This is a genomic window from Hallella colorans (genome assembly GCF_003096815.1).
GTDB classification, from domain to species: Bacteria; Bacteroidota; Bacteroidia; order Bacteroidales; family Bacteroidaceae; genus Prevotella; species Prevotella colorans.
On the sequence record NZ_QENY01000006.1, the window covers coordinates 13,239 to 34,537 of the forward strand.

15 protein-coding genes and 2 pseudogenes are annotated in these 21,299 nt (G+C 45.3%); 4 read left to right on the forward strand and 13 right to left on the reverse strand.

Annotated elements, in window-relative coordinates; all coding sequences use genetic code 11:
* Positions 1–30: 30 nt before the first annotated feature.
* The 5 genes from C7379_RS04225 to C7379_RS04245 form a co-directional block, all read right to left on the reverse strand.
* Positions 31–234 (reverse strand): helix-turn-helix domain-containing protein, encoded by a 204-nt coding sequence (locus C7379_RS04225; RefSeq protein WP_116616138.1) that lies wholly within the window; start codon positions 232–234, stop codon positions 31–33.
* Complete coding sequence (locus C7379_RS04230) at positions 227–556, reverse strand: hypothetical protein (RefSeq protein WP_116616139.1); 330 nt, start codon at positions 554–556, stop codon at positions 227–229. Before C7379_RS04230 ends, C7379_RS04225 begins: the two co-directional genes overlap by 8 nt.
* Positions 557–1,094: 538 nt before the next feature.
* The gene (gene pstS / locus C7379_RS04235; RefSeq protein ID WP_116616227.1) at positions 1,095–2,159 is read right to left on the reverse strand and encodes a phosphate ABC transporter substrate-binding protein PstS; all 1,065 of its coding nucleotides are present in this window, start codon (positions 2,157–2,159) and stop codon (positions 1,095–1,097) included.
* Positions 2,160–2,267: 108 nt separating this feature from the next.
* Entirely contained in the window at positions 2,268–2,984 is a 717-nt protein-coding gene (locus C7379_RS04240; RefSeq protein ID WP_102698271.1) for a hypothetical protein, read from the reverse strand.
* Between the two features lie 159 nt (positions 2,985–3,143).
* Complete coding sequence (locus C7379_RS04245) at positions 3,144–4,079, reverse strand: DUF6383 domain-containing protein (RefSeq protein WP_133241869.1); 936 nt, start codon at positions 4,077–4,079, stop codon at positions 3,144–3,146.
* Between the two features lie 372 nt (positions 4,080–4,451).
* Between C7379_RS04245 and C7379_RS04250 the strand changes: the two genes are divergently transcribed.
* The gene (locus C7379_RS04250) at positions 4,452–5,036 is read left to right on the forward strand and encodes an REP-associated tyrosine transposase (RefSeq protein ID WP_116616141.1); all 585 of its coding nucleotides are present in this window, start codon (positions 4,452–4,454) and stop codon (positions 5,034–5,036) included.
* A 352-nt stretch (positions 5,037–5,388) separates the two neighbouring features.
* Here C7379_RS04250 and C7379_RS04255 read toward each other — a convergent pair whose 3' ends face one another.
* Positions 5,389–8,634: a TonB-dependent receptor gene (locus C7379_RS04255; RefSeq protein ID WP_243406705.1), complete on the reverse strand. Its 3,246-nt coding sequence runs from the start codon at positions 8,632–8,634 to the stop codon at positions 5,389–5,391.
* Positions 8,635–8,719: 85 nt separating this feature from the next.
* On the reverse strand, positions 8,720–9,718 hold the full coding sequence (locus tag C7379_RS04260; protein ID WP_116616143.1) for a FecR family protein: 999 nt from the start codon (positions 9,716–9,718) through the stop codon (positions 8,720–8,722).
* Positions 9,719–10,120: 402 nt separating this feature from the next.
* Between C7379_RS04260 and C7379_RS04265 the strand changes: the two genes are divergently transcribed.
* Positions 10,121–10,708, forward strand: coding sequence for an RNA polymerase sigma factor (locus C7379_RS04265; RefSeq protein ID WP_243406710.1), 588 nt, complete (start codon positions 10,121–10,123; stop codon positions 10,706–10,708).
* Here the strand turns inward: C7379_RS04265 and C7379_RS04270 are convergent.
* The gene (locus tag C7379_RS04270) at positions 10,698–11,933 is read right to left on the reverse strand and encodes a clostripain-related cysteine peptidase (RefSeq protein ID WP_116616145.1); all 1,236 of its coding nucleotides are present in this window, start codon (positions 11,931–11,933) and stop codon (positions 10,698–10,700) included. The two genes, C7379_RS04265 and C7379_RS04270, sit on opposite strands and share 11 nt — an antisense overlap.
* An 862-nt stretch (positions 11,934–12,795) precedes the next feature.
* Between C7379_RS04270 and C7379_RS04280 the strand changes: the two genes are divergently transcribed.
* Positions 12,796–13,554, forward strand: coding sequence for a phage integrase SAM-like domain-containing protein (locus tag C7379_RS04280; RefSeq protein ID WP_116616146.1), 759 nt, complete (start codon positions 12,796–12,798; stop codon positions 13,552–13,554).
* A 93-nt stretch (positions 13,555–13,647) separates the two neighbouring features.
* Here C7379_RS04280 and C7379_RS04285 read toward each other — a convergent pair whose 3' ends face one another.
* The 5 genes and pseudogenes from C7379_RS04285 to C7379_RS04305 all read right to left on the reverse strand — a co-directional run.
* The gene (locus C7379_RS04285; RefSeq protein WP_116616147.1) at positions 13,648–13,908 is read right to left on the reverse strand and encodes a helix-turn-helix domain-containing protein; all 261 of its coding nucleotides are present in this window, start codon (positions 13,906–13,908) and stop codon (positions 13,648–13,650) included.
* 228 nt (positions 13,909–14,136) lie between these two features.
* A pseudogene (locus C7379_RS04295) lies at positions 14,137–14,325 on the reverse strand (helix-turn-helix domain-containing protein); the annotation flags it as partial.
* 678 nt (positions 14,326–15,003) lie between these two features.
* Positions 15,004–15,753, reverse strand: coding sequence for a transposase (locus C7379_RS04300; protein ID WP_243406707.1), 750 nt, complete (start codon positions 15,751–15,753; stop codon positions 15,004–15,006).
* A complete protein-coding gene (locus C7379_RS12915) occupies positions 15,728–16,072 on the reverse strand; it encodes an IS110 family transposase (protein ID WP_243406708.1) in 345 nt (114 codons plus the stop codon). The genes C7379_RS04300 and C7379_RS12915 overlap by 26 nt, the downstream gene beginning before the upstream one ends.
* Positions 16,073–16,261: 189 nt before the next feature.
* Positions 16,262–16,490 (reverse strand): annotated as a pseudogene (locus tag C7379_RS04305) (IS4 family transposase); the annotation flags it as partial.
* A 346-nt stretch (positions 16,491–16,836) separates the two neighbouring features.
* Here C7379_RS04305 and cas9 point away from each other — a divergent pair.
* Positions 16,837–21,297 (forward strand): type II CRISPR RNA-guided endonuclease Cas9, encoded by a 4,461-nt coding sequence (cas9, locus tag C7379_RS04310; RefSeq protein ID WP_116616148.1) that lies wholly within the window; start codon positions 16,837–16,839, stop codon positions 21,295–21,297.
* Positions 21,298–21,299: the final 2 nt, after the last annotated feature.

The following is a 21,299-nucleotide window of genomic DNA, read 5'->3' on the forward strand; positions in this document are numbered from 1 at the left end:
TACTTAGTCACTTGTTATTTAGAGGATTTGCTAAGTATCTCTCAATTCCGCCACCAGTTCCGACTTCAGGATATACCAGCAACGTCCCATCTTATGAGCTGGGATAAGGCCTTTTTCGATGCGCTTCCTGATGGTACACTCCTTGCGTCCGAGCATAAGGGCGATGTCGGGCACGGTATAGACCGTGTCCGAGGTGTTAAGTACTCCATGACTGGCAGCCATGAAATCAGTCATGCTCGCTTTCCGCTTCCCATTCTTTCTTTCCGTAGAAATCAATGGGGAGTTTTTCTTTCCATTTTCCTTCATCTGTTTCCTTGTTTAATTCCTGTTTACGTTCCTCTGATGATACTGCATAGATGGCCAGCCGGCAGCCATAGCTGTTGTAGCTGTAATGGATGAACTTACCAGCGATGGCTCCCCAAGAGCGGTTGTAATCGCTGATCATGTTCACAAAGCTGTGACGCTTGTCCAGTGATACATTGGTGATCTTCAACTGGCCTACATGAATTTCCCTAATCCATGTCGTTGGATGGATAACTCTTTCTACTTTTGGCATAATCTTCTGATTTTAAATGAGGGCAATATTGCACTGAGATCCAAAAGAGAATGAGCATCTATCTTGCTGAGGGAATATCAAAAATGCAAAAAATCCTTCCATGGCTTCCGTTTCATCGAATGTAGAATTTCTGGTTTCCTTTCTTGGGTCAAAATGGTTTGACAGGAAATAGAAATTAAATTTTTGCTACAAAAATATAAGCAAAAATGGTGGAAAACGAAAACCAATCAGTTTAAATCGACCAACCAACCAAGTATTTAACGTTACCCAACGCTTCCTATGAAGAAGGAGTGAGACTGCTTTTGTCAATTATCTGACGGACACGGATGGAATATTCATACTCAACAGGAATTTTTGATAAGGTTCAGGATTTTCTCCGCCATCGAGACTACAAGGCAAACAAAAACGCCTGTGGACGACCGCAGGGGTAAGTTGCGGTGCGCCACAAGCGTTCAAGTTATGAAGAATAAAAAAGTTTTCATGAGGAGTCCTCATGAGGGGATGTTTCTTTTGAGGACGTCAAAGAGGCGGGGGGGAGCTATTTCATCTTCTTGCCCTCATACGTCATGCTGTCCAGCAGACGTGCGGCGGCGGCAGCGGTGCGGGTGGGCAGTGGCGAGTAGAGCAGACGGGTGGTCAGCTCTTGTGCCTCTGGACTGAGCAGCCAGCGCAGAACGCTCACCGTCTCCTGTGCCTCATGATATGACCGCAAGGCGTAGCTCTGCTCCTGATACACCAACACCCAGGTGTAGCAGCTGATGGGGTATGCCCCGGCATCGGTGGCGTTGGTGATGTCGGTGGCATTGCCCTCCTGTTCGGCAGCAGCCATGATGCTCTCCTGCGTGGGCAGCACAAATGTGCCGGCGGCATTGCGCAGCCATGCCCGTTGCGTGTCGAAGGCGGTGGTGTATTCCGTCGCCACATAGCCGATGCTTCCTGGTATGCGTTCCACCAGGCCTGCCACGCCAGTATTGCCATTGGCAGCCACGCCCACCTTGCAGCCTATCTTCTTGCCCACGCCCATAGCGTTTTTCCATGCGTCGCTCACCTTTGAGAGAAACTGGGAGAACACGTAGGTGGTGCCGCTGCCGTCGAGACGGAACACGGGGGTAATCTCCCGGTCGGGCAGTGATAGCTTGGGGTTCACCGCTGCAATGCGGGCATCGTTCCACTTCACGATTTTACCCATGAAGATGTCGGCCAGCAGTTCGCCCGTCAGCCGCAGGTTGTCCGTACCCTTCAGGTTGTAGGCCACGGTCACGGCACCCATACAGGTGGGCAGTGCCAGCACCTTTCCCGGCAGGCTGTCGCGCTCTGCTTTGGTGGGCAGCACGTCCACGCCCGCAAAGTCGATCTGTCGGCGTTGCAGAGCTTTCAGACCCCGCTCCGAGCCGATACCGGCATAGGTCACGGGTACGTCGTTTTTCTCCCAGTACAACTCGAACGCTTTGTTGTAGAAAGGCAGGGGCAGCGTTGCTCCGGCTGCCGTCACCACCGTCTTGTGCGAGGCAGCCGATGGAGCCTTCACCACGCTCCCGTTCTCCGCATGAGTGGTGATGGAGAACATACAGAGCATCAATAAGATATTTTTTACTTTGAACATTGAACTTTGAACTTTGAACTTTGAGGTTTGATCTTTAAACTTTGAACCGAAGGTCACCGACCAACGGAAAGTAATGAGCATGATGAATTATGAATTGTGCATTGTTCATTAAAACGCATATTCAATATTTCCCGAATGTCCATTCACCTGCAAGGTCTGACGGGCATCGCTGTCAAACTTCATCAGCGTGGGCATAAAGCCGATACGCTTCTCGGGTGTCACGTCGGCATTGTACAGGCGAAAATAAAAATTTCCCTGCACTGCCGTGGTGTCTATCTCCACGAACTGCCCCGGCACGTTCTGTTCCAACGACACGGATAAGAGCTTCTTGCTGGAAAACGGATTTTTGCCACTGAGTATTTGCACACGCATGTGGTGAATGTCGGGATAGGTCTTGTCTGTGTAGAAGAAGCGGGCTTTAACGTGTCCCGGCTCTGTAGGCATCGGCTCGCCACCTTCCGACTCGTCGGGTGTCATGAGTTTCTGTCCAGGCAATTGCACGAAGGTGAAGTCACGCTGCTGGCTCAGGTCCACGTTCATAGAGAAATCGGGCTGGTCGGCTCCTTTGCGGAAGCCCTGCAACACGCCCTTCGCTTCTGCGCGGACGCGGTAGGTGCTGTTCGTCAAACCCCTATCCTTAAATAGACTTGCTGTCTTACTAGAAAAACTCTGACCATCCAGCATGAAATAGCAAGAGTCATACGAATAGGGCTCTGCCACCGTCAGATGATAGTAGCCGCCGTCCAAGGGCTCGTCGTTATAGCTGCAACCCGCAAGCAGCACCACGGCCGTTGCCGTGAGAAAGATTTGATTGAGTATTTTCATTCTTTACAATATTTTGGTAGAAACAAGGCGGAGTTGCCAGCAGAGTGTGCGGCACACCACCTTGTTGTTATGATTCCTCCGACCGATAGCATTTTTGTCCAAGTGCATGATAACAGTCCGGATGGAAATAATGATGCATTGTGAATTATGCATTATGAATTATCTCATCATTACTTTCGCTGTCTTGTTTCCAGCTTTCACCACCAACAGTTGGTTCTTGGGCAAGTTACTGATGTGGGTGGTTTCGCTGGTTGCCACAGTGTTGGCCACCGTCCTGCCAATGGCGTCGTACACAGTGATGCGGCTGCCTTTCACGCCGCCCACATACAGCTCGCCACCATCTACCTTCACGGGCAAAGGCTGATTGGCGGTTGTGGTCTCGATGCCGCTCGTGCCGCCTTTCACCGTCAGGGAAAAGTCATCGAGCAAGAGGTCGCCAGAACTAACTTTCACTCCAATTAATAAATATTTCATCTTGCTCTTGTCGTAGGTATAAAATTTGCTTGGAGCATATCTTGCCAAACGGTCTCCAAAATCATAATCGACAGTAGCGAACTTCCAGTCTCCCTCTATAGCCTCTCCATTTGTGACTATGCCTTGTGAATCTATGCCTTGGTCTGCCACAGCATCTACATTACCTATTTCATCGCTGTCGGAGGAGTGCCACATTCCAATGCAATATTTCCATTCTATAGGCCTCCCTTTATAGTTTTTCGCCTTGATTACTTTGTACCAGAAAGAAAACGTATATACCTTATCTAACCCTGTAACAGAGGCATCTATACACTGTATCTCATTACCTCCACTTGGATAACCTTCGGAAGCATACATCATATACAGCGCTGCGTTGCCGGAATGAGCTTCGGAGACAATTGTGCTGAAATGAACATCCCCTTCTTCATAATCAAATGGATTATACCAGCCTGTCGGACGAATGATACCGTTTACCTCATCAATGACGATTGTCTCACCTTCAAACCCTGGATTACTAAGTAGATTCTCCTGCGCATTAACAACAGTTGCGCTGCCAAGTAGCAGCATGGCAAAAAGTAAATTTTTGGTTTTCATTTTTTGTGTAATTCTTAATTTTTTCATTTTATTTTTTTTTAAAAGTTAAACATTTCGTTCATTCCGTCGGCGCGTGATTGAGCACGTTCCGCCGCAGATATTGTTGGGCATCTGATGTGTGGGCGTGATTGAGCACGTTCCAAATTAATGATGATCCATGTTTTGCAATTCATTATATTCATTGGTTGTTGTTTTTGTTTAGGCGGAACGTGATAAATCACGCCCTTACGATTGGCGGAACGTGATAAATCACGCATGGACGGACGTGATAAATCACGCCCCTACGTTTGGCGGAATGTGATAAATCACGCATGGACGGACGTGATAAATCACGCCCCTACGTTTGCATATTTGATGATTTTCCATTATTTTTGTTTTACTGATTAACTTCATGACGCTATGCATACTGACCAAACACAAAATGACGGACTGCCCAAACGCAAATTCATTCGTTGGCAAGGATATGACTACACATCCTGCGGTTTGTATTTCATCACGATGGTAGCCTACCATCGTCAACACCTCTTCGGACATATCACGGATGGCAAGATGACGCCGAGTAACATCGGACGTATGGTGCAACAGTGCATCGAAACGTTGTCCAATCGTTTCTCCGAAGTGGAGATAGACGATTGGGTGGTCATGCCCAACCACCTGCATCTCATCATCACCAACGAGGGTAATACCTATGTGCCTGAAATCATTCGCCAGCTGAAGGCGATGACGTCGTATCAATACCACAAACTGACACCCAACACTGCTGGTTCTTCTCTGTGGCAACGCAATTATTACGACCGCGTCATCAGAGACGAACGAGAGTACAATTTTGTCAGAAATTATATCTTCTGGAATCCCGAACGTTGGGAACAAGACCAATTGAACAATTTGTCCCAGGCTACTGATTTTGATGATATCGGTCTGATGCTGCACCAAATCCAGTTGCGAAAGGATTTCAACCCAACCGATTATTTCAAACGCAAGTGATTGCCGCATGCTGTAGGGGCGTGATTCATCACGCTCCGAATGAGATATCGTTCGCCAATCGTAGGGGCGTGATTCATCACGTTCCGTCGCAGATATCGTTCGCCAATCGTAGGGGCGTGATTCATCACGTTCCGTCGCAGGTATTGATTGCCAATCGTAGGGGCGTGATTCATCACGTTCCGAATCATCGATAATCCATGTTTTGCAATTCAATATATTCATTGGTTGTTGTTTTGTTTGGGCGGAACGTGATGAATCACGCCCCTACGGTTGGCGGAACGTGATAAATCACGCCCCTACGGTTGATGCACCGTGATGAATCATGTGTGGCGGAACGTGATAAATCACGCCCCTACAGGTTGTAACTTACCGTCAGGGAGAGATTCACCCCCTTGTTGATGCGGCTGATGACCCAGTCACCGGGGGTATAGTCCATACCCTTGTCCGTCCAATCGACAATATCCGACCAGTTGCCACTTGTATCGATGTACCCGTGGCAGTTGCGGTAGAGGATGTAGTCTTCGTGAAGCAGGTCACTGGCATTGAACTTCACCTCAAGCCGATTTTTCAGGAACTTGGCGGCAAGTTGTAGGTCAAGCACATTGCGCGGATTCTCGTAGATGTCATACGCGTCATTCTCCGCTGATAGTAGCAGACTGCGTCCTTTACGCCCATAGTTGACTGTAGCGCTAAACTTCTTACCGAAGTAGCCCAACCCCGCGTTCACGGTGTAGGGCGACATTCCCATTAATGGGCGTCTGCGATTCTTATAACTGTTCTGTATGCTCTCATCGTAGTTGAGTTTCACTGTACCATCGATAATCGAGAAGTTGCCCGTGAACCAAAGGTCACGGAGGAAGGAGCCAGGCAGCAGGAATCCTAACGACTTGCGCACGTTCAGCTCGATGCCCTTGGCGGTGGCTTCGGGCAGATTGGCATGAATCTCGTCGTAGTTGTGACCGTCCTGTCTTAGCCAGGTATAGACCTCTGCCGGATCCTTGAACTTCTTGTGGAATAGGCTCAATGAGACCACCTCGCCCAGGGATGGGTACCACTCGAAGCGCAGGTCCCAGTTGGTGATTTTGGACTGCTTGACGTAATCTCCAAATTTTGTATAGGTAATCATGCGGTCTTCCACTCTATAGTATGGGGTGAACGTGAGTTCACGGAACTCAGGGCGGGCAAGGGTCTTGCTGAAGGCCAGGCGGGCGTTGAGCGTGGGCGTGATGTTATAGACCAAGGTGGCAGCGGGCAGCCAGTCGGTGTTTTTAATGGAAATAGTAGTGTCGTTCCAGTTAACACTCGTAGAAGTCAGGATGGCTGTTCTCGTGGTGGTGCTTGTTTGGGCATCCTCCATACGCACGCCAGCGGTGAGGTGGAGACGGTTGAAGAAAGTGAAATCGCCCATCAAATAGGCGGCATGCACGTCCTGGCTGCCCTCGTAATAGTCAGCGTATGAACCCATGATGCCGACCGGCGAATATACCGCAAAGCCCTGTTCGAACCATTTGGGATTGAAGGCATCGTTGAGGGGTAAGCCTTTATCCGGTAATTGGCCGGTAGGGCTTGTTATGTGGGGCTTGATGTACTGCTGGAAAAAGTCGGACCGGCGAAAGGTACCCATGTAACCAGCCTTGACACGCTGCTTGTTGCCTGCCACCTCGAAAGGATGCTCCACGTTGACTCCTACGGTCTTCTTGCTTTCGTTCAGGTCGGAATACATCAGATGACCACTGGTAAGATCAAATTGACTGGCGCTGCCACTGGCAGGTCTCCAGCCAAAGATATTCGTCGTATAGCGGTCACCTACCATATTCGCTTCGACCAATGCAGTGTTGGGGTTGGTGCGGTTCACCTTGTTGTAGGAGGCATTCCAGGTGAGGATGAGCTGATCCTCCCAGAACTTGTGCTCGCCGTCCATCTGTGTCTGGAACATCAACGTGCGCAGCGGGTTGCTGTAGAGCTCTCTGGTCCACCATGCGGTGTAATCGGTGACGATAAATCGGTCGGTGGTGGTGTGGGTGAAGCGGTTATTGAAGAGATTGCGCCACGTAATTTTGTGGTTGCGCGCCTGCCAGCCCATGTTGAGTACGGCACCGGTGGCGGTGACGAAGTTGTAGGCTCGGTTGGTACGGAAGAGGGAGTCGGCGCTGATCATTCGTGCCTCCTTGATGTTGTGGATGGTCTGCTCGTTGCGGTAGGTCAGGGCGAGCACAGCGCCGAGCTTGTGGCCGTTGTGCAGGGTGATGGGAATGCCTGCCGTGAGCGAGTAGGTCTGCAGCGGCAAGGCCTTGTACTTGAAAAACTGGATGGGGTTGCGCTGTGCGGCGTTCTTGCAGTACACGTCAGCTGCCTCGGCGGAATGGTCCTCGGTGGCCCACTTGCGATCCTTGATATTGCCGAAGAGATAGTCGGAGGCGTAGTTGATGCCCGTCTCCATGGTTTTGCCGGTGGAAATGGTATTGATACCCGTGCCGATGCTCACGTTGAGAAACTTCTTGGTGGGCACGGACAGCGTGTTGACCTCCACCAATCCGCCCGTGAACTCGGCGGGCAAGTCGGGGGTGAAGGTTTTTGCGATGGTCACCTTGTCCACCAGTCCGGCGGGGATGACATCGAAAGAGAAGTTGCGCTTGTTGGGCTCAGTGCTGGGCAGGGCGGCCCCGTTGAGCTGCACGTTGTTGTAACGTTCGCTCATGCCGCGCACCACCACATATTTACCCTTGTCGATGGTGACACCCGAGACGCGGCCCAAGACCTGCGCCACGTTGTTGTCGGGGGTCTTGCGAATAAGGTCGGCACTGATGCCGTCGCTCATAGCCATGCGGTTCTTCTGCTGGGCGAGCATGGCATTGGTAGTGGCATTGCCGTAGGACGCTGTAACGGTGACACCCTGCAGCTCGTTGGTGGCCTCCTGCAGGATGAAGTCGAGCGGCGTGGACTTGCCGCCGCGCACCTTGACATCGGAGATGCGCATCTTTTGAAAGGAGATGCACGAGGCCTCGACGGTAAACGAGCGGGCGGGCAGGTTGGTAATCTTGTAGTGCCCTTTGATATCGGTGACACCTCCCTTGCCGCTCATGCCCACCACCATGACGGTGGCGCCGATGACGGGGAATCCCTCCTTGTCGAGCACGGTGCCCGCAATGGTGCCACGCCCTGTAGTAGCAGAAGCCTGTCTCTGAGCGGTTGGCGTGAGCCGTGGCTTGTTGGCATCTTTATAGACTACGTACGACTTGGCTCCTGCACCTTTCCTGTAGCTGTAAGGTGTGGCGGCGAGTGCATTGGCAAGATCGTTCTCCACACTGACTTTTCGCGAGGCCTTCACGCTGATGGTAGCCATGTTGGACGAGTCGTAGTTGATGTCTACACCGTATTGCTGCTGTATTCTCTTGAGTCGGCTGCTGAGTTTTTCCTTCGGATAGCCAGCTGTTGCCACTGGGCTTTTGACTGTTGCTGTGGGGGTGTTTGCTGTTGTGGTCATACTACTGGCAGATGTTGCATTGGCGCGTAATGACGGCCATACGACCAGACCTCCTACCAGCAGCAGAAACCCTGCGATAAAGGATTGGGGAAAAGTGTAATTCCTTTTTTTCATTGTTTTGTTTTTGTTTATTGATATTCTTGTTTTGTCGTAGGGGCGTGATTCATCACGCTCCGCTATTGATATCGTCCGCATGCCCTTACCGAGTTGAGATGATGATGGCATTGCCCAGGTCGGCATACTGCACATTAAAAATGACGCAGATATCATTCATCACGTTGGTCACGGTGGGACGCGCTGCGGTGGCCGAATAGTTGATGCGGGCAGAGGCATCGATGGCATTGTCGCGAATGACGATCTCCTTGCCGAAGTGGCGACGTATCTTGTCGCAGAACTGCTGTCGCGTGGCATCGGTCAGGCGAAACTCATGACGTTGCCATTCAGTCATGTCGTCCACGTCTACCTGATGTACCGTTGCCCGTGCTGTCCTGGCATCGTAGGCGATTTGGTCGCCGTGACGATAACGGCCGAAGGAGTGTCCACCATGGGCTTTCTTCACCTCGACACATCCGCTACTCACGGTAATCTCGCTGATAGCCTGCCCAGGATGGGCGAGCACATTAAAAGATGTGCCGTGAACTACGGCGTGGAGTTGCCCGGCTTCGACGGTGAACAGGCGGGCAGAATCGGTGGCGACGTCGAAGAATGCTTGCCCGCTTAGGGCGACCACACGGGAAGAACGTCCAAAATCGTCGGCGATGGAGAGGGAACTACCGGCCTGGAGATCCACCCGCGTGCCGTCGGGCAGGGTGATTGTGGTGTCGGTGACACAGTGAGCCAACTGCTGTAGGCGATGCTGCGGAACAGGCTGCAGGTCAAGCCAGGTGAGCATGATGCCTACACCGAAGAGGATCAGCACCGCTGCTGCAATGCCAAAGAACCTGGGCCTTGCCGTCCGTGGTGAACCCACGATGTTGAAGCCCAGTCGAGCAGACAGTGCCTTTCGGGTCATGTGCTTGCATTGCTCAATTTGCCAGGCTTTCAGTGGAGAGACCCTTGTCGGGGAATCTTCCGGCATGTCGTCTTCAAGGTCATCTGCCTGGAGAGGGGTGTCAGAAGACGATGCCATGTACTTATTGTAGAAGTCGCAGGCTTCCTTGCCGTGCTTCCTCTTTTCCTCGTTCATATACTCATTCATAATCAATCCATAATTAGTTTACATCGATCGGAAATCATGATGTTGAGTTCTTAACCGAACTCTGGTTTCATTTTCCATGAAGGGCATTGATGCTCCCAGTGCGCAGGCATGACGTCCGAATGGTACTCAAAAATGAGATGCCCCTCTATATATAATACCGAAGAAAAGGGGTGACCTTTACCGCAAATCACGTTACAATCATGTTAAGTTTTCTCTTGTCCTTATTTTAAAGGCTTTCCAGAAGAAAGGGCCGCATGAACGCTTCTATTTTTTATAACAGATTATTCATAAAATTGTATTGATATTTTAATAATCCCAAACTACCTTTGCCGCATGTTAATCTATGAACAGCGATCGATCGTAGGTGAGACAACGGAAATGGATGATCTTGAAGCGCTCCGGATGATTGCATCAAGATGTGAAGGGTGGCAGAAGGCTTTTTCCACTCTTTACACACGGTATGAGGATACTCTAATTACCTATTATTGCAGGACGCACGGCAAGGAGGCTGCCAGCGACATGGCGCAGTCTCTGTGGCTTACCCTCCTGGAAAGAGCAGAAGAATTGACGCACCTCGAATCGTCGGACGGGATTAAGGGTTTCCTGATGAACTTAGCCCGCTGTCAGGTCATCGACCTATACCGAAAAGAAGCACTGCAAAAAAAGTACGGTCTGGCATCCTTGGATGATAAAGAACAACTTAAGGTCGCCGTGAACAGCATGGAGGATGAGTCGGCGGATGCCTCAGGTGGCATAGCCAGTCGGGAGATTGAATCCATCGTCTCTAAAGTATTGAATAGATACAGAAAAAGGGAACAAATCGTGTTCCGCAAAATGGCGGAAGGCTGCCCTGCTCGTGAAGTGGGCAGGATGGTAGGCTATACGGAAGCCACTGTCTATAAGAAATATAGCCTCATGCGCAGGAATATCCGCCTTGCTCTGATTCAAGGTGGCTACATGCTCTTAGCCCTGCTGATGTTTACGGAGTGACACGACCGTAAACTTCGCTCCACTCCATTTCCTTGAAATAATACTTGTATTCTTTGGTAGCGTTCCATTGTTTCAAAGGGACATAAACACTCAGCCCACAGCAGTGGCTGGGGACGAGCGTAAGTTGATCAAGTAACTTGTTGGTGGCGGCCTTGTAGAGCACCGCATCGGACAGAGCTTTGTCGAATGCCGAAGTGGCTTGGTCCGCTGACTGATGAACCATGTCAGCCAGGTCGAAAAAGACGTGTGGATCATTGTCGCGATGGTAGGCTTGCAGGGTGCGGGTGTCCATCGTCTCCACGCCGGACAGCCTGTTCTTCAAGAGGACGTTCACATTCTGGTGGAGGGCATCCATCTTGGACGCATCAACCAGTGTAATCGTGGCAGAGCGCATATTGCTGTATTTCTTTCCCTCATAGTGGCGATAATAGGTCTTGCAGGCCTGCACCAAAGCATCCTTTCCACCGAACAGAAAAGGCAGCACCTTGGCATAGGGAATGCCCGAAACGTCGTACTGGGCTTCGGCAAGTACTACCGTGGGCGACCCGATGAGGTACTGGCACTTGTGGCGCAGCTGGTAGAACGTCTCGACATTCGCCATTAGACAGGCATCGAACCAAATGTAGTCAGCCACGTGGTCGGGCAGCAACTTGGCCAGGGCGTCTATCTCTATCAATGGAGAGGTGGTTGCCTCGTTGGGCGTGCCGTCAAGGCCCATATATCGGGTGTTGAGATTTTGCCGTGAAGGAACGCTGACCTGCATGATGTCGTGCGAATAGCCTCCCGGCAGCCATCCCGTGGCATGTCCCCACAGCACAAGCCCGAAATGGTCGGCAGGGACAAGCTGCTTAGTCTCACCAATGACACGCACCAGCGTTTCCGCCTTGGCCGAGTTCTCTTCTGGATAGTCTTTAAGGGGTATTTCTTCTCCCTGCCTTGAAATGCGGAACAGCCGTGGTGAAGCATCCTGTCGGTCGAGATAGACCACTGTGTTGCCCACATCCTTGCTTTTCATTCCCTGCTTGAGCTGACCGACCGCATAGTCCACCTGTGAATCCATGGAGTTGTCGGCCATCATATAGACCAGTGTCGTGAAAGAAAGGGGTGTGCCAGGCATTGTACCGTTCTCCTCAGACGAACAGGCGAGTAGGCATGCGGACAAGAGGAGGAGGTAGGCCAGCCGCTGTACCCCATGGACAAGGGAAAGTTTCTTTGAGCTCTTCATGCTTGAATGGTTGATAAATGGCACAAAGATAGTCAGCAGAAGTTACAAAGACTTTAAAAATAGAATAAAATACAAAAACACCTCTGGAAAAATTCAGGACGAGCCCCATGGGAGCGTGAGAGGTTTGATTACGAATTAACGGTTATCAAGAAACAATGAGACAAGCTGAGATATATCGAAAGGGAATCCTTGCTGGCATCCTGACTGAAGATGGTGGCGAATACCTCTTCTGCTATGATAAATCGTATCTCAACCCCACGTTAATATATGAATTAATAGAACCTACCTTAATTGTTGATGCTCTTTATTGTCATTCAATGATTATTTTTGTATTCTTTGATTGAATCTTTTATGAGTTTAGTTGTCATATTCAAGAAAAATAGCTATCTTTGTTTCGTTATTTAGATGGAGTAGGTGTTATGCTAAGTTTTTTAATTTTTGATGCACCTTGTCCCTCAAACACTTCGATATAAAATATGGTTGTGTAGCTCTTTGACCAAGTTAAAAACATCCTCAATAGAATATGTGCTAATGATTCTTGTTGGGTCATATACACAATGTGTTACTGGTGTGTTACCACCACAAAAACAACTGCAAAGTGAAAGTTTAGCAAAACAGTTTAACGCATTGTCGTATATCCAATTATATCAAAATGCAAGAATATTGGAAATGATTCCAGCCGAATCACAAAAGATTCCAACGGAATCACTTATTGGGAACTCCCTATAGTACTGTGTTTTAGGTACTTTCCATTTTTTCGCATTACAGCCGTTAAGCTATTCTGGAATAAAAAAACGCTTATTTTGTCCAAATTTGGACGGTGGAGCAAGTTTTTTCTATTCGTTTTTAATAAGAAAGCATAATGGCAACAATAAAACTCGCAGTGCTAAAGCATACAAAGACAAAAAATGGCTCATATAAAATTCGTATTTCCATTGGTCACAGGTCTGAGACGCATTATATCGTTACACCTTATTCCGTCACCGCCTTTTCAGAGTTCGATAATGGTATTGTGATAAGAGTTCCGAACGCACACGAAATAAATATTAAACTCCGCAACCTCCTTAATGACTATGAAGAGAGATTGCAGCGCATAGACTCTCCAGATGACTACACCTGCAAGGAACTTCGAGACCTTCTAAAATCAATGCGTTCGCACTCTTCTAAAGTGACATTCAAACAAGTATCTGAACATTATCAGATAGAACTAACAGAGGATGGTCGTGGCTCTTACGCAGGTGTGCTCAAAAACTCATTGAGGCTCTTCTTAGATTTTACGAACGGCGACATATACCTTTCTGAGATTAGTACTATTACCATATCAGAATTTGAACGCTGGCTCAAACGAAAAGCAGTATCGCAAACATATATCAGCATGACTCTTTCAATGACACGTACAATCATAAACCGAGCCATTAGAATGCAACTCGTTACCTATGACGTACATCCATTCACATACTGGAAACGACCAGCAGACCCGGAGCAAGAGATAGACATGTCGGTCAAGAGCAATCGCCCTATCTTTAACTATCTGAAGATAATGCGAAAGCATGCGGACGTAGCTTTCCGTATGATACTCGATAATCTTGCAGGCATACAAGTTACTACAAACAAGGATTGAACGCCGTATGCGCCGAAACTGGTTAAAATAAGGTAGCGAGATAACATAACTACTATTATTTGAAGACAAATACCAGTTACATTCATCTCGCTATTATTTATTATTCTCCTTGATTTGCTCGCACACCCATGCGGATATATTAGCAGGGTTTGCCTGTTGTAGCAGCTTTTCTGCTTCTGCATCAAACGCAATCGTGCGTCTGAATGCCTTCTGCCCGCTATGAAGAGGTATGTCACATTCAGACAAAATGCTGTACACTCTGTTGACTGATACGCCAGTAGCAGCGACAATCTTTGTAATGGGTGTTTTCTTTTTGTAAAGTTCGATAACGAGTTCTTCTGTCTTTGTCATCATGACTTCGTTTTAATGGCACTCACCGAGTGGGCGAGTGCCGTTGTTGCTTTTAATATTCGTTATTGTTAATAAGCCCAACCACATAGTTCTTTGTGTCGTAACTATATTGCATTGTTTTTTCCTTGATAGTCTCAACGTACACTTCACCGTCTGCAATAACGATTTCATCGTCAGCGGCTTTTGCTATCGCATTGTATAACACTCGTAATTCTTTCGTGTATTCTTCTATTGCTGCATGGCCATATCGTGCGCCTTCGTCCAGATATAGTTTCCCGATGGCGTGCTGTTTTTCTTTAGCTCACGACTGATCGTAGCTTCACTCGTGCCCACAATGCGGGCAATTTCTTTTCTCGCTGTTTTCTTTTGGAGTAAGGCGAAAATTTGCGACCTTTGCTCCGAGGTTAATTGATGATACATTTGCAATACAAAGTTAGTTAATCTTTGGGAGACTGCGGTCTCCTTTTTTTTATTTGTATTGCTGGTTGTTTTTTTCCTCGCCGAGAGATGCAGACAACCTCTCGCTACGCTTCGAGAACGTCTGCATCTCTCGGCGAGGGGACTCTTTTATTGCACTTCGTTTTGGAACTTACGTTCTAATGTTTTTTTTATGAATTATCGGGAGATCTTTAATTGCTTTGTATCTTGATTCTACATTAAACCACAACATATATGAGTACTACGCTACGTTCACTGAAGTTGCTTTATATCTTGATTCTACATCAAACCACAACTGTGGTCGCTAAGGTGAAACATAGCCCGTGTTACTTCATATCTTCTATGTTGCTTTCCAAATAATTGGAAAATATTTGTAATTTATTAACTATTCATTATCAATCACTTAGCGTGAAGTTTATTAGTACGATGACTTTAGAAGAAGCAACAGCCACCAGCCCGGCATGGGAACACCGGGTATGGAAAGGCTACGAACAACAGACCTATCAGACAAACTTCTATGAGTTGACACGGACGTATCCGCCCAACAATTTACTTCTTCAGAATATAGATAAAACGCAACAATCTTATCGGAGATGACACCCGAAGGTCCATCAATTATGAAAAGGAGTCGTTTTATGAAGTTGTCCGAAAGTCTGTATGTTATTCTTTATCCCATCTGTATGGCTCATATTTCCTACTGTTCTTGAGTACCGAGAAAATGATGTTGGACATCTTTCTGGCTATTTTGACTATGGCCTCCTGCGGTTTCATGGACTGCTTGTATCTAGCATAGGCCATTCCCAGTCCGTAATCTCTGTAGATGGCTATCCATGCAGCCTCTATGATCATCGGTCCGAGATACTTGTTGCCACGGAAGGTCTTCTCTCCGCTTGCGGTTTTCTCTCCACTGTTATGACAGGTCGGTATCAGGCCGAGATAACTGGCGAACTGGTTCTCGTTACGGAATCTCTTCACATCGTAGATTTCTGTCAGTATGCACATGGCTACACTTACACCTATGCCGGGTATCGACATCAGAAGCTCGTAATTGTTCCTGTACCTGTCGGTCTGCGCAAGCATTCGTATGGATTTTGTCGCGTCCAAGAGTGTCTGGCGTATCGTCTCCACCTGCTTGACGAGCAAGTCCAACGACAATCTTGAGGAGGAAAGTAGCACGACATCCTCCTTGAGCCATTTGATGAAAGCCCTTGACCAGTGCGTCCCCGGTCTTGCGAACCGCTCGGGTATCTCCACGCCATTGCAGTGCAGCAGGTGCTTCACCCTTGCCTTGTAGCCAGAGAGTTGTTTCTGTATGGTCTTCCTTATGCGGATGACTGACCTGTCATCGATATTCTCTTTCTCACGGATGTATATGGGACGGATGTCACCTGCGCGCAAGTTTGGCTGCATCTACCTTGTCGGTCTTCATCACCTCCTCGTACTGGGTAGTCGGAACATCCGCGGCATGGGTCACGACACAGTCGATGCCGTACTCCTTGAGGGCGTAGTATGTGGAAAAACCACTGAAGCCTGACTCATACACGGCATGGTACTCGCCATCAGGGAAATGCTTCTTCAAAAAGTCAAAGAGCGTCTTTGCGGAGGCTTGCTGCGGGTGCCTCTCTTTGTAACCCGACTCGGTCAGCACACAGACCTCCCAAGTTTTTGCATGCACATCAATTCCGATGTAAATCTTTTGTCCTTTGAAGGAAATTTTGTTTCTTTGCATATCGGTACGGTTCTAATTGTTTGTCATTTGTCGTTTGCACTACAAATATACAATCCAATTATTATCGTACCAACTTTTTCCTTGCAGACTATGAAAAACACCGCGGTGGTTTGCCATGCGGCCGGAGGCGAGAAGCCTCCGAAGAGCGGCATCCGACTTGTCTCAGTGTGTTAGCCTTTGCAAACATAGTAACTTATGTTTGCATATGCCGTGGATGCTCTGACCCACAATGCGGAAGAGGCAAAGAGAAAGAATCAACTCCGAAGCGGAAACTCCGTCACGTTTCTCCAATGACAGGCGAGATAACAGGTGACCGATGCCAAACTTGCCAAAAAAGATGAAATAAATCATCACTCATGCGGTTTTTAACACTCAAAAGTTTGGATAACTCACTTATTTTCTCTATTTTTGTTTCAATAATAGTTTTGTTATTTTGCCTTTAGTATCAGCTCTTTAGCGATTACTAATTTACAAAGACAATTCGACAAATTGTTATTTTTCTGTCTATTTATTAGGGTGGGAAACTTTAGTAATAAATATTTATGAAATTATGTGCATAAGAAAAGAAGACTTGCAACTGGGTTATAGGACTGGCCAAAAAGATGTCATATAAATATAGCAATAAAGTACAAAAAAAGGTGAGAATTACAAGAATCCCCACCTGAAATGTTTTCACAACGGAATAATCCTTATTGTGATTTGCTTAAAATATCTTGTTGCAAATGTAGAAAAAAAATTAAATAAACAAATAATAGTAATAAAATATGAAAAATATTTTAGGATTAGATCTTGGCTCTAACAGTGTAGGCTGGGCTTTAATAAAGGCAGAAGAGAATGGAAACCCTATTGGAAGTATAAAAATGGGTAGTAGAATAATACCTATGAGTCAAGATATATTAGGAAATTTTGAGAAAGGTGATACTGTTTCCCAAACGAAGCAACGTACTCTATATAGAGGTAAAAGACGTCTTATAGAACGTCATGTGTTACGCCGTGAACGTTTGTGCCGAGTATTACATATAATGAACTTTTTACCTACTCATTTTGATCAGTTATTGGGTTGGGATAAGACTGACAATAAAACCTACGGAAAGTTTATAGATGACAGCGAACCAAAATTAGCATGGAGGCAGAATAAAAATGAAATGGGGAAGATGGAATTTGTGTTTATGGACTCATTTCATGAAATGTTATCCGACTTTGCCAAACATCAACCTCAATTAATAGCTAATGGAAAGAAAGTTCCTATAGACTGGACTATTTATTATCTGCGTAAAAAGGCCCTTACACAGGTTATTAGTAAAGAAGAATTGGCATGGATATTACTCAATTTTAATACCAAACGAGGTTATTACCAATTACGTGGCGAGGAAGAAGAACAGCCTACTAAGAAAGAGGAATACAAAGTATTAAAGGTGATAAGTGTAGATGCTGACGAAGAACAAAAGGGTAATGGTATTTGGTATAACATACATTTAGAAGATGGCGGTATATATAAAAGAAAGAGTGACATACCTTTATATGATTGGGTTGGTAAAACATTACAACTTATAGTTGTAACTACTTACGAAAAAGATGGTAAAACGCCAAAGATTTTTGATAGTGGTAAGCAAAATCCGTCATACAGACTACCCAAAAAGGACGATTGGGGATTGGTAAAAAAACGCACAGAAAGCCAATTACTATCATCGGGCAAGACAGTGGGCGCATTTATTTACGATAATATACTTAGTAAACCTGCTGACAAGATACGGGGAAACTTAGTAAGAACTATAGAGCGCAAGTATTATAAAAAAGAGTTAATAGAGATATTTCAGCAGCAAGCTAAATATCATGATGAGTTGCATAATCAGAATTTGCTTGAGAGTTGTGCAAAAGAGTTATATGCCCATAACGATGTGCACTACAATGAAGTGATAAAGAGCGACATGATACATCTGTTAGTAGACGATATAATTTTCTACCAACGCCCACTTAAGAGCAAAAAGTCGCTTATAGCTAACTGTAAATATGAGAGCTATGAGTTTGTGGATAAAGAAACTGGTGAGGTAAAAGAAATGCCTATTAAGTGTATAGCTATATCAAATCCGTATTATCAAGAGTTTAGGTTATGGCAATTTATTCACAATCTACGATTATCTGATGTCGTTACAAGAGAAGATGTAACGGCGCAATATCTATCAACACCACAAGATTATTGTAACCTCTTTACATATCTTAATGATAGAAAGGAGATAAAGCAAGACATCTTGTTAAAGGATTTTTTCCAAATAAAGAAAGTACAGATAGATAAAGAAAAAGTATTCCCTATAGAGTGGAATTATATTAAAGACGCCACTAAAACATATCCTTGCAACGAAACCAGATATGAATTATTATCGGCTCTAAAGCGTGCTGGTATGGATAAGCAATGGTTAGATGACACACCTAACATGCAATATCGGCTTTGGCATTTGCTGTATTCTGTAGAAGAAAAAGAGGAGTCGGCTAAGGCTTTACGTAAATTGTATGATGATGACAACTTTGTATCGTCATTCCTAAAAATCAAGCCTTTTGAGAAGTGTTATGGTGCATACTCTGAAAAAGCTATAAAAAGACTTTTAACGTTGATGCGTATGGGTAAGGCTTGGAACGAACAAGCCATTGATGCTAAAACACTGAAATGTATTCAACAAATCATAACTGGTAATATTGATAGCAAGCTAAAAGAGAAGATAGATGATAGCAGATATGTTTTACATCATGTATCCGACTTTCAAGGGCTGCCTACTTACTTAGCTTCTTACGTAATATATGGACGCCATTCAGAAGTTACGGACATACGATGTTGGGATACTCCAGAAGATTTATTAAAATTTATTTACGACTTTCCGCAGCATTCTTTGCGTAATCCTATTGTAGAACAAGTAATTTTGGAAACGCTTAGAGTGGTATATGATATTTGGAAAGCAGTAAAGCATATTGATGAGATACACGTAGAGGTGGCACGTGAAATGAAGCTAACTGCGCAGCAACGTAATGAAGCTAATCTTAGAAATCTTAATAACGAAGCTACTAACTTACGAATAAAGTATCTGTTAGAAGAATTGAAGAACGATACCTTTATCAAAGATGTCAGGCCTTTATCTCCTATACATCAAGAAAAAATGCGTATTTACGAACAGGCTGTATTAGGTAACCTCAACAAGCAGGATAAAGACTATGACGAAATTATTAAAATATCAAAGAAAGAACACCCTACCAATGCAGAACTAATAAGATATAAATTGTGGCTCGAACAAAGATATTGCTCGCCTTATACAGGTAAAGCTATCTCGCTAAGTAAGCTCTTTACAACGGCATACGAGATAGAACATGTTATTCCACAAAGCAGATACTTTGATAATTCTTTTAATAATAAAGTTATCTGCGAAGCAGAAGTAAACAAAGCAAAGGGTAACATGTTGGGCTATGAGTTTATTAAAAAACAAGGTGGACAAAAGGTTTATTGTACCCTACTGGGCAAAGAAGTAACAATATTAAAAGCAGAAGAGTATAAGCAGTTTGTGAACGAGCATTATGCACATAACAAGCGTAAGCGTGATAACTTATTAGCCGAAAATATACCGGAGAGCTTTAGCAATAGGCAGCTTAATGATACGCGTTATATTACAAAAACAATTATGTCTTTACTTTCTAATGTAGTAAGACAGCAAGGCGAAGAAGAGGCTACGGCTAAGAACTTATTACCTTCATCTGGCTCTGTTACTGATAGGCTGAAAAATGATTGGGGGCTTAAAGATGTATGGAATAAGATAGTTACGCCAAGGTTTGAAAGGCTCAACAAGTTGTCTGGAACAAATGATTTTGGAGAGATGAAAGAAGAAAATGGTAAAAGATATTTTCAAACCAATGTGCCGTTAGAATATGAAAAGGGATTTAAAAAGAAACGTATCGATCATAGGCACCATGCTATGGACGCCCTTGTTATAGCCTGCACTACGCGAAACATGGTAAACTATATTAGCAATGCAAATGCTAACAGCCCTAAGCAAAGAGAAGACTTACGACAATTGTTATGTGATAAAAACAGGATTATTAACAAGCCATGGGATACCTTTACACAAGATGCCTTAAAAGCACTAAATGATATTGTAGTTAGTTTTAAAAACAATGTAAGAATAATTAATAGGGCTACTAATAGGTATCAACGCTACGACAAGAATGGAAAGAAAATGATATTTAATCAGAAAGGCGATGATATGTGGGCTATACGCAAGTCTATGCATAAAGAAACAGTGTTTGGAAGAGTAAATCTTATTAGGAAAGAAGTTTTACCCATTGATAAAGCCTTAGATAATATATCTGCTATATGCAACGCACAGTTAAGAGCTTATGTCAACGATTTGGTTGATAAGCATTTTAACAAAACACAATTAGTTGCCCATTTTAAGAGTTTGAATTATAAATGGAACCGACAAGATATGTCAAAAGTTGAAGTATGGATAAGTAGTGATAACAAAACTCCTATGGTAGCTGTACGCAAACCATTAGATACATCATTTGACAAAAAGAAAATTGCATCTATTACGGATACAGGTATACAAACTATTTTGCTTAACTACTTAGAAAGCAAAGGGGGAGATGCTTTAGTAGCTTTCGCTCCTGAGGCTATACAAGAGATGAATAACAACATCGAGCTATATAATAATGGTAAAGCTCACAAACCTATTAAGAATGTGCGACTGTCTGAAACGCTCGGTACTAAATATCAAGTGGGGGAAAGAGGAGCTAAAACTAAGAAATATGTAGAAGCTGATAAAGGTACTAATCTCTTTTTTGCTATTTATGAAGATGAAGAAGGTAAGAGGTATTATTACTCTGTGCCGTTAAGAGAAGCGATAGAACGACAGAAGCAAAAGCTTTCACCAGTTCCTGAATATAACGAAAAAGGTGCGGCACTGAAGTTTTATCTATCGCCAAACGATTTAGTCTACGTCCCCACTGAAGAAGAACGGATAATGGGAACATGCCAGATTGATAAAACAAGGATTTATAAGATGGTTAGTTCTACTGGATATAGTTGTTATTTTGTTCCATCTACTTTTGCTAAAGTGATAGTTGATAAGGTAGAACTCCAGTCTCTTAACAAAATGGAAAAAGCTATAACAGATGAATGCATTAAAGAGGTATGTTGGAAATTAAAGGTAGACAGATTGGGTAATATCTTAAATGTAATAAAATAAAT

Coding starts and splice junctions, on each gene's coding strand:
- C7379_RS04245 (WP_133241869.1), bottom strand. CDS start 4,079: ATGAAAAAATTAAGAATTACACAAAAAATGAAAACCAAAAATTTACTT.
- C7379_RS04265 (WP_243406710.1), top strand. CDS start 10,121: ATGATTGCATCAAGATGTGAAGGGTGGCAGAAGGCTTTTTCCACTCTT.
- C7379_RS04255 (WP_243406705.1), bottom strand. CDS start 8,634: ATGAAAAAAAGGAATTACACTTTTCCCCAATCCTTTATCGCAGGGTTT.
- pstS (WP_116616227.1), bottom strand. CDS start 2,159: ATGTTCAAAGTAAAAAATATCTTATTGATGCTCTGTATGTTCTCCATC.
- C7379_RS04250 (WP_116616141.1), top strand. CDS start 4,452: ATGCATACTGACCAAACACAAAATGACGGACTGCCCAAACGCAAATTC.
- C7379_RS04240 (WP_102698271.1), bottom strand. CDS start 2,984: ATGAAAATACTCAATCAAATCTTTCTCACGGCAACGGCCGTGGTGCTG.
- C7379_RS04270 (WP_116616145.1), bottom strand. CDS start 11,933: ATGAAGAGCTCAAAGAAACTTTCCCTTGTCCATGGGGTACAGCGGCTG.
- C7379_RS04285 (WP_116616147.1), bottom strand. CDS start 13,908: ATGATGACAAAGACAGAAGAACTCGTTATCGAACTTTACAAAAAGAAA.
- C7379_RS04280 (WP_116616146.1), top strand. CDS start 12,796: ATGGCAACAATAAAACTCGCAGTGCTAAAGCATACAAAGACAAAAAAT.
- C7379_RS04260 (WP_116616143.1), bottom strand. CDS start 9,718: ATGAATGAGTATATGAACGAGGAAAAGAGGAAGCACGGCAAGGAAGCC.
- C7379_RS04300 (WP_243406707.1), bottom strand. CDS start 15,753: ATGCAGCCAAACTTGCGCGCAGGTGACATCCGTCCCATATACATCCGT.
- cas9 (WP_116616148.1), top strand. CDS start 16,837: ATGAAAAATATTTTAGGATTAGATCTTGGCTCTAACAGTGTAGGCTGG.
- C7379_RS12915 (WP_243406708.1), bottom strand. CDS start 16,072: ATGCAAAGAAACAAAATTTCCTTCAAAGGACAAAAGATTTACATCGGA.
- C7379_RS04225 (WP_116616138.1), bottom strand. CDS start 234: ATGACTGATTTCATGGCTGCCAGTCATGGAGTACTTAACACCTCGGAC.
- C7379_RS04230 (WP_116616139.1), bottom strand. CDS start 556: ATGCCAAAAGTAGAAAGAGTTATCCATCCAACGACATGGATTAGGGAA.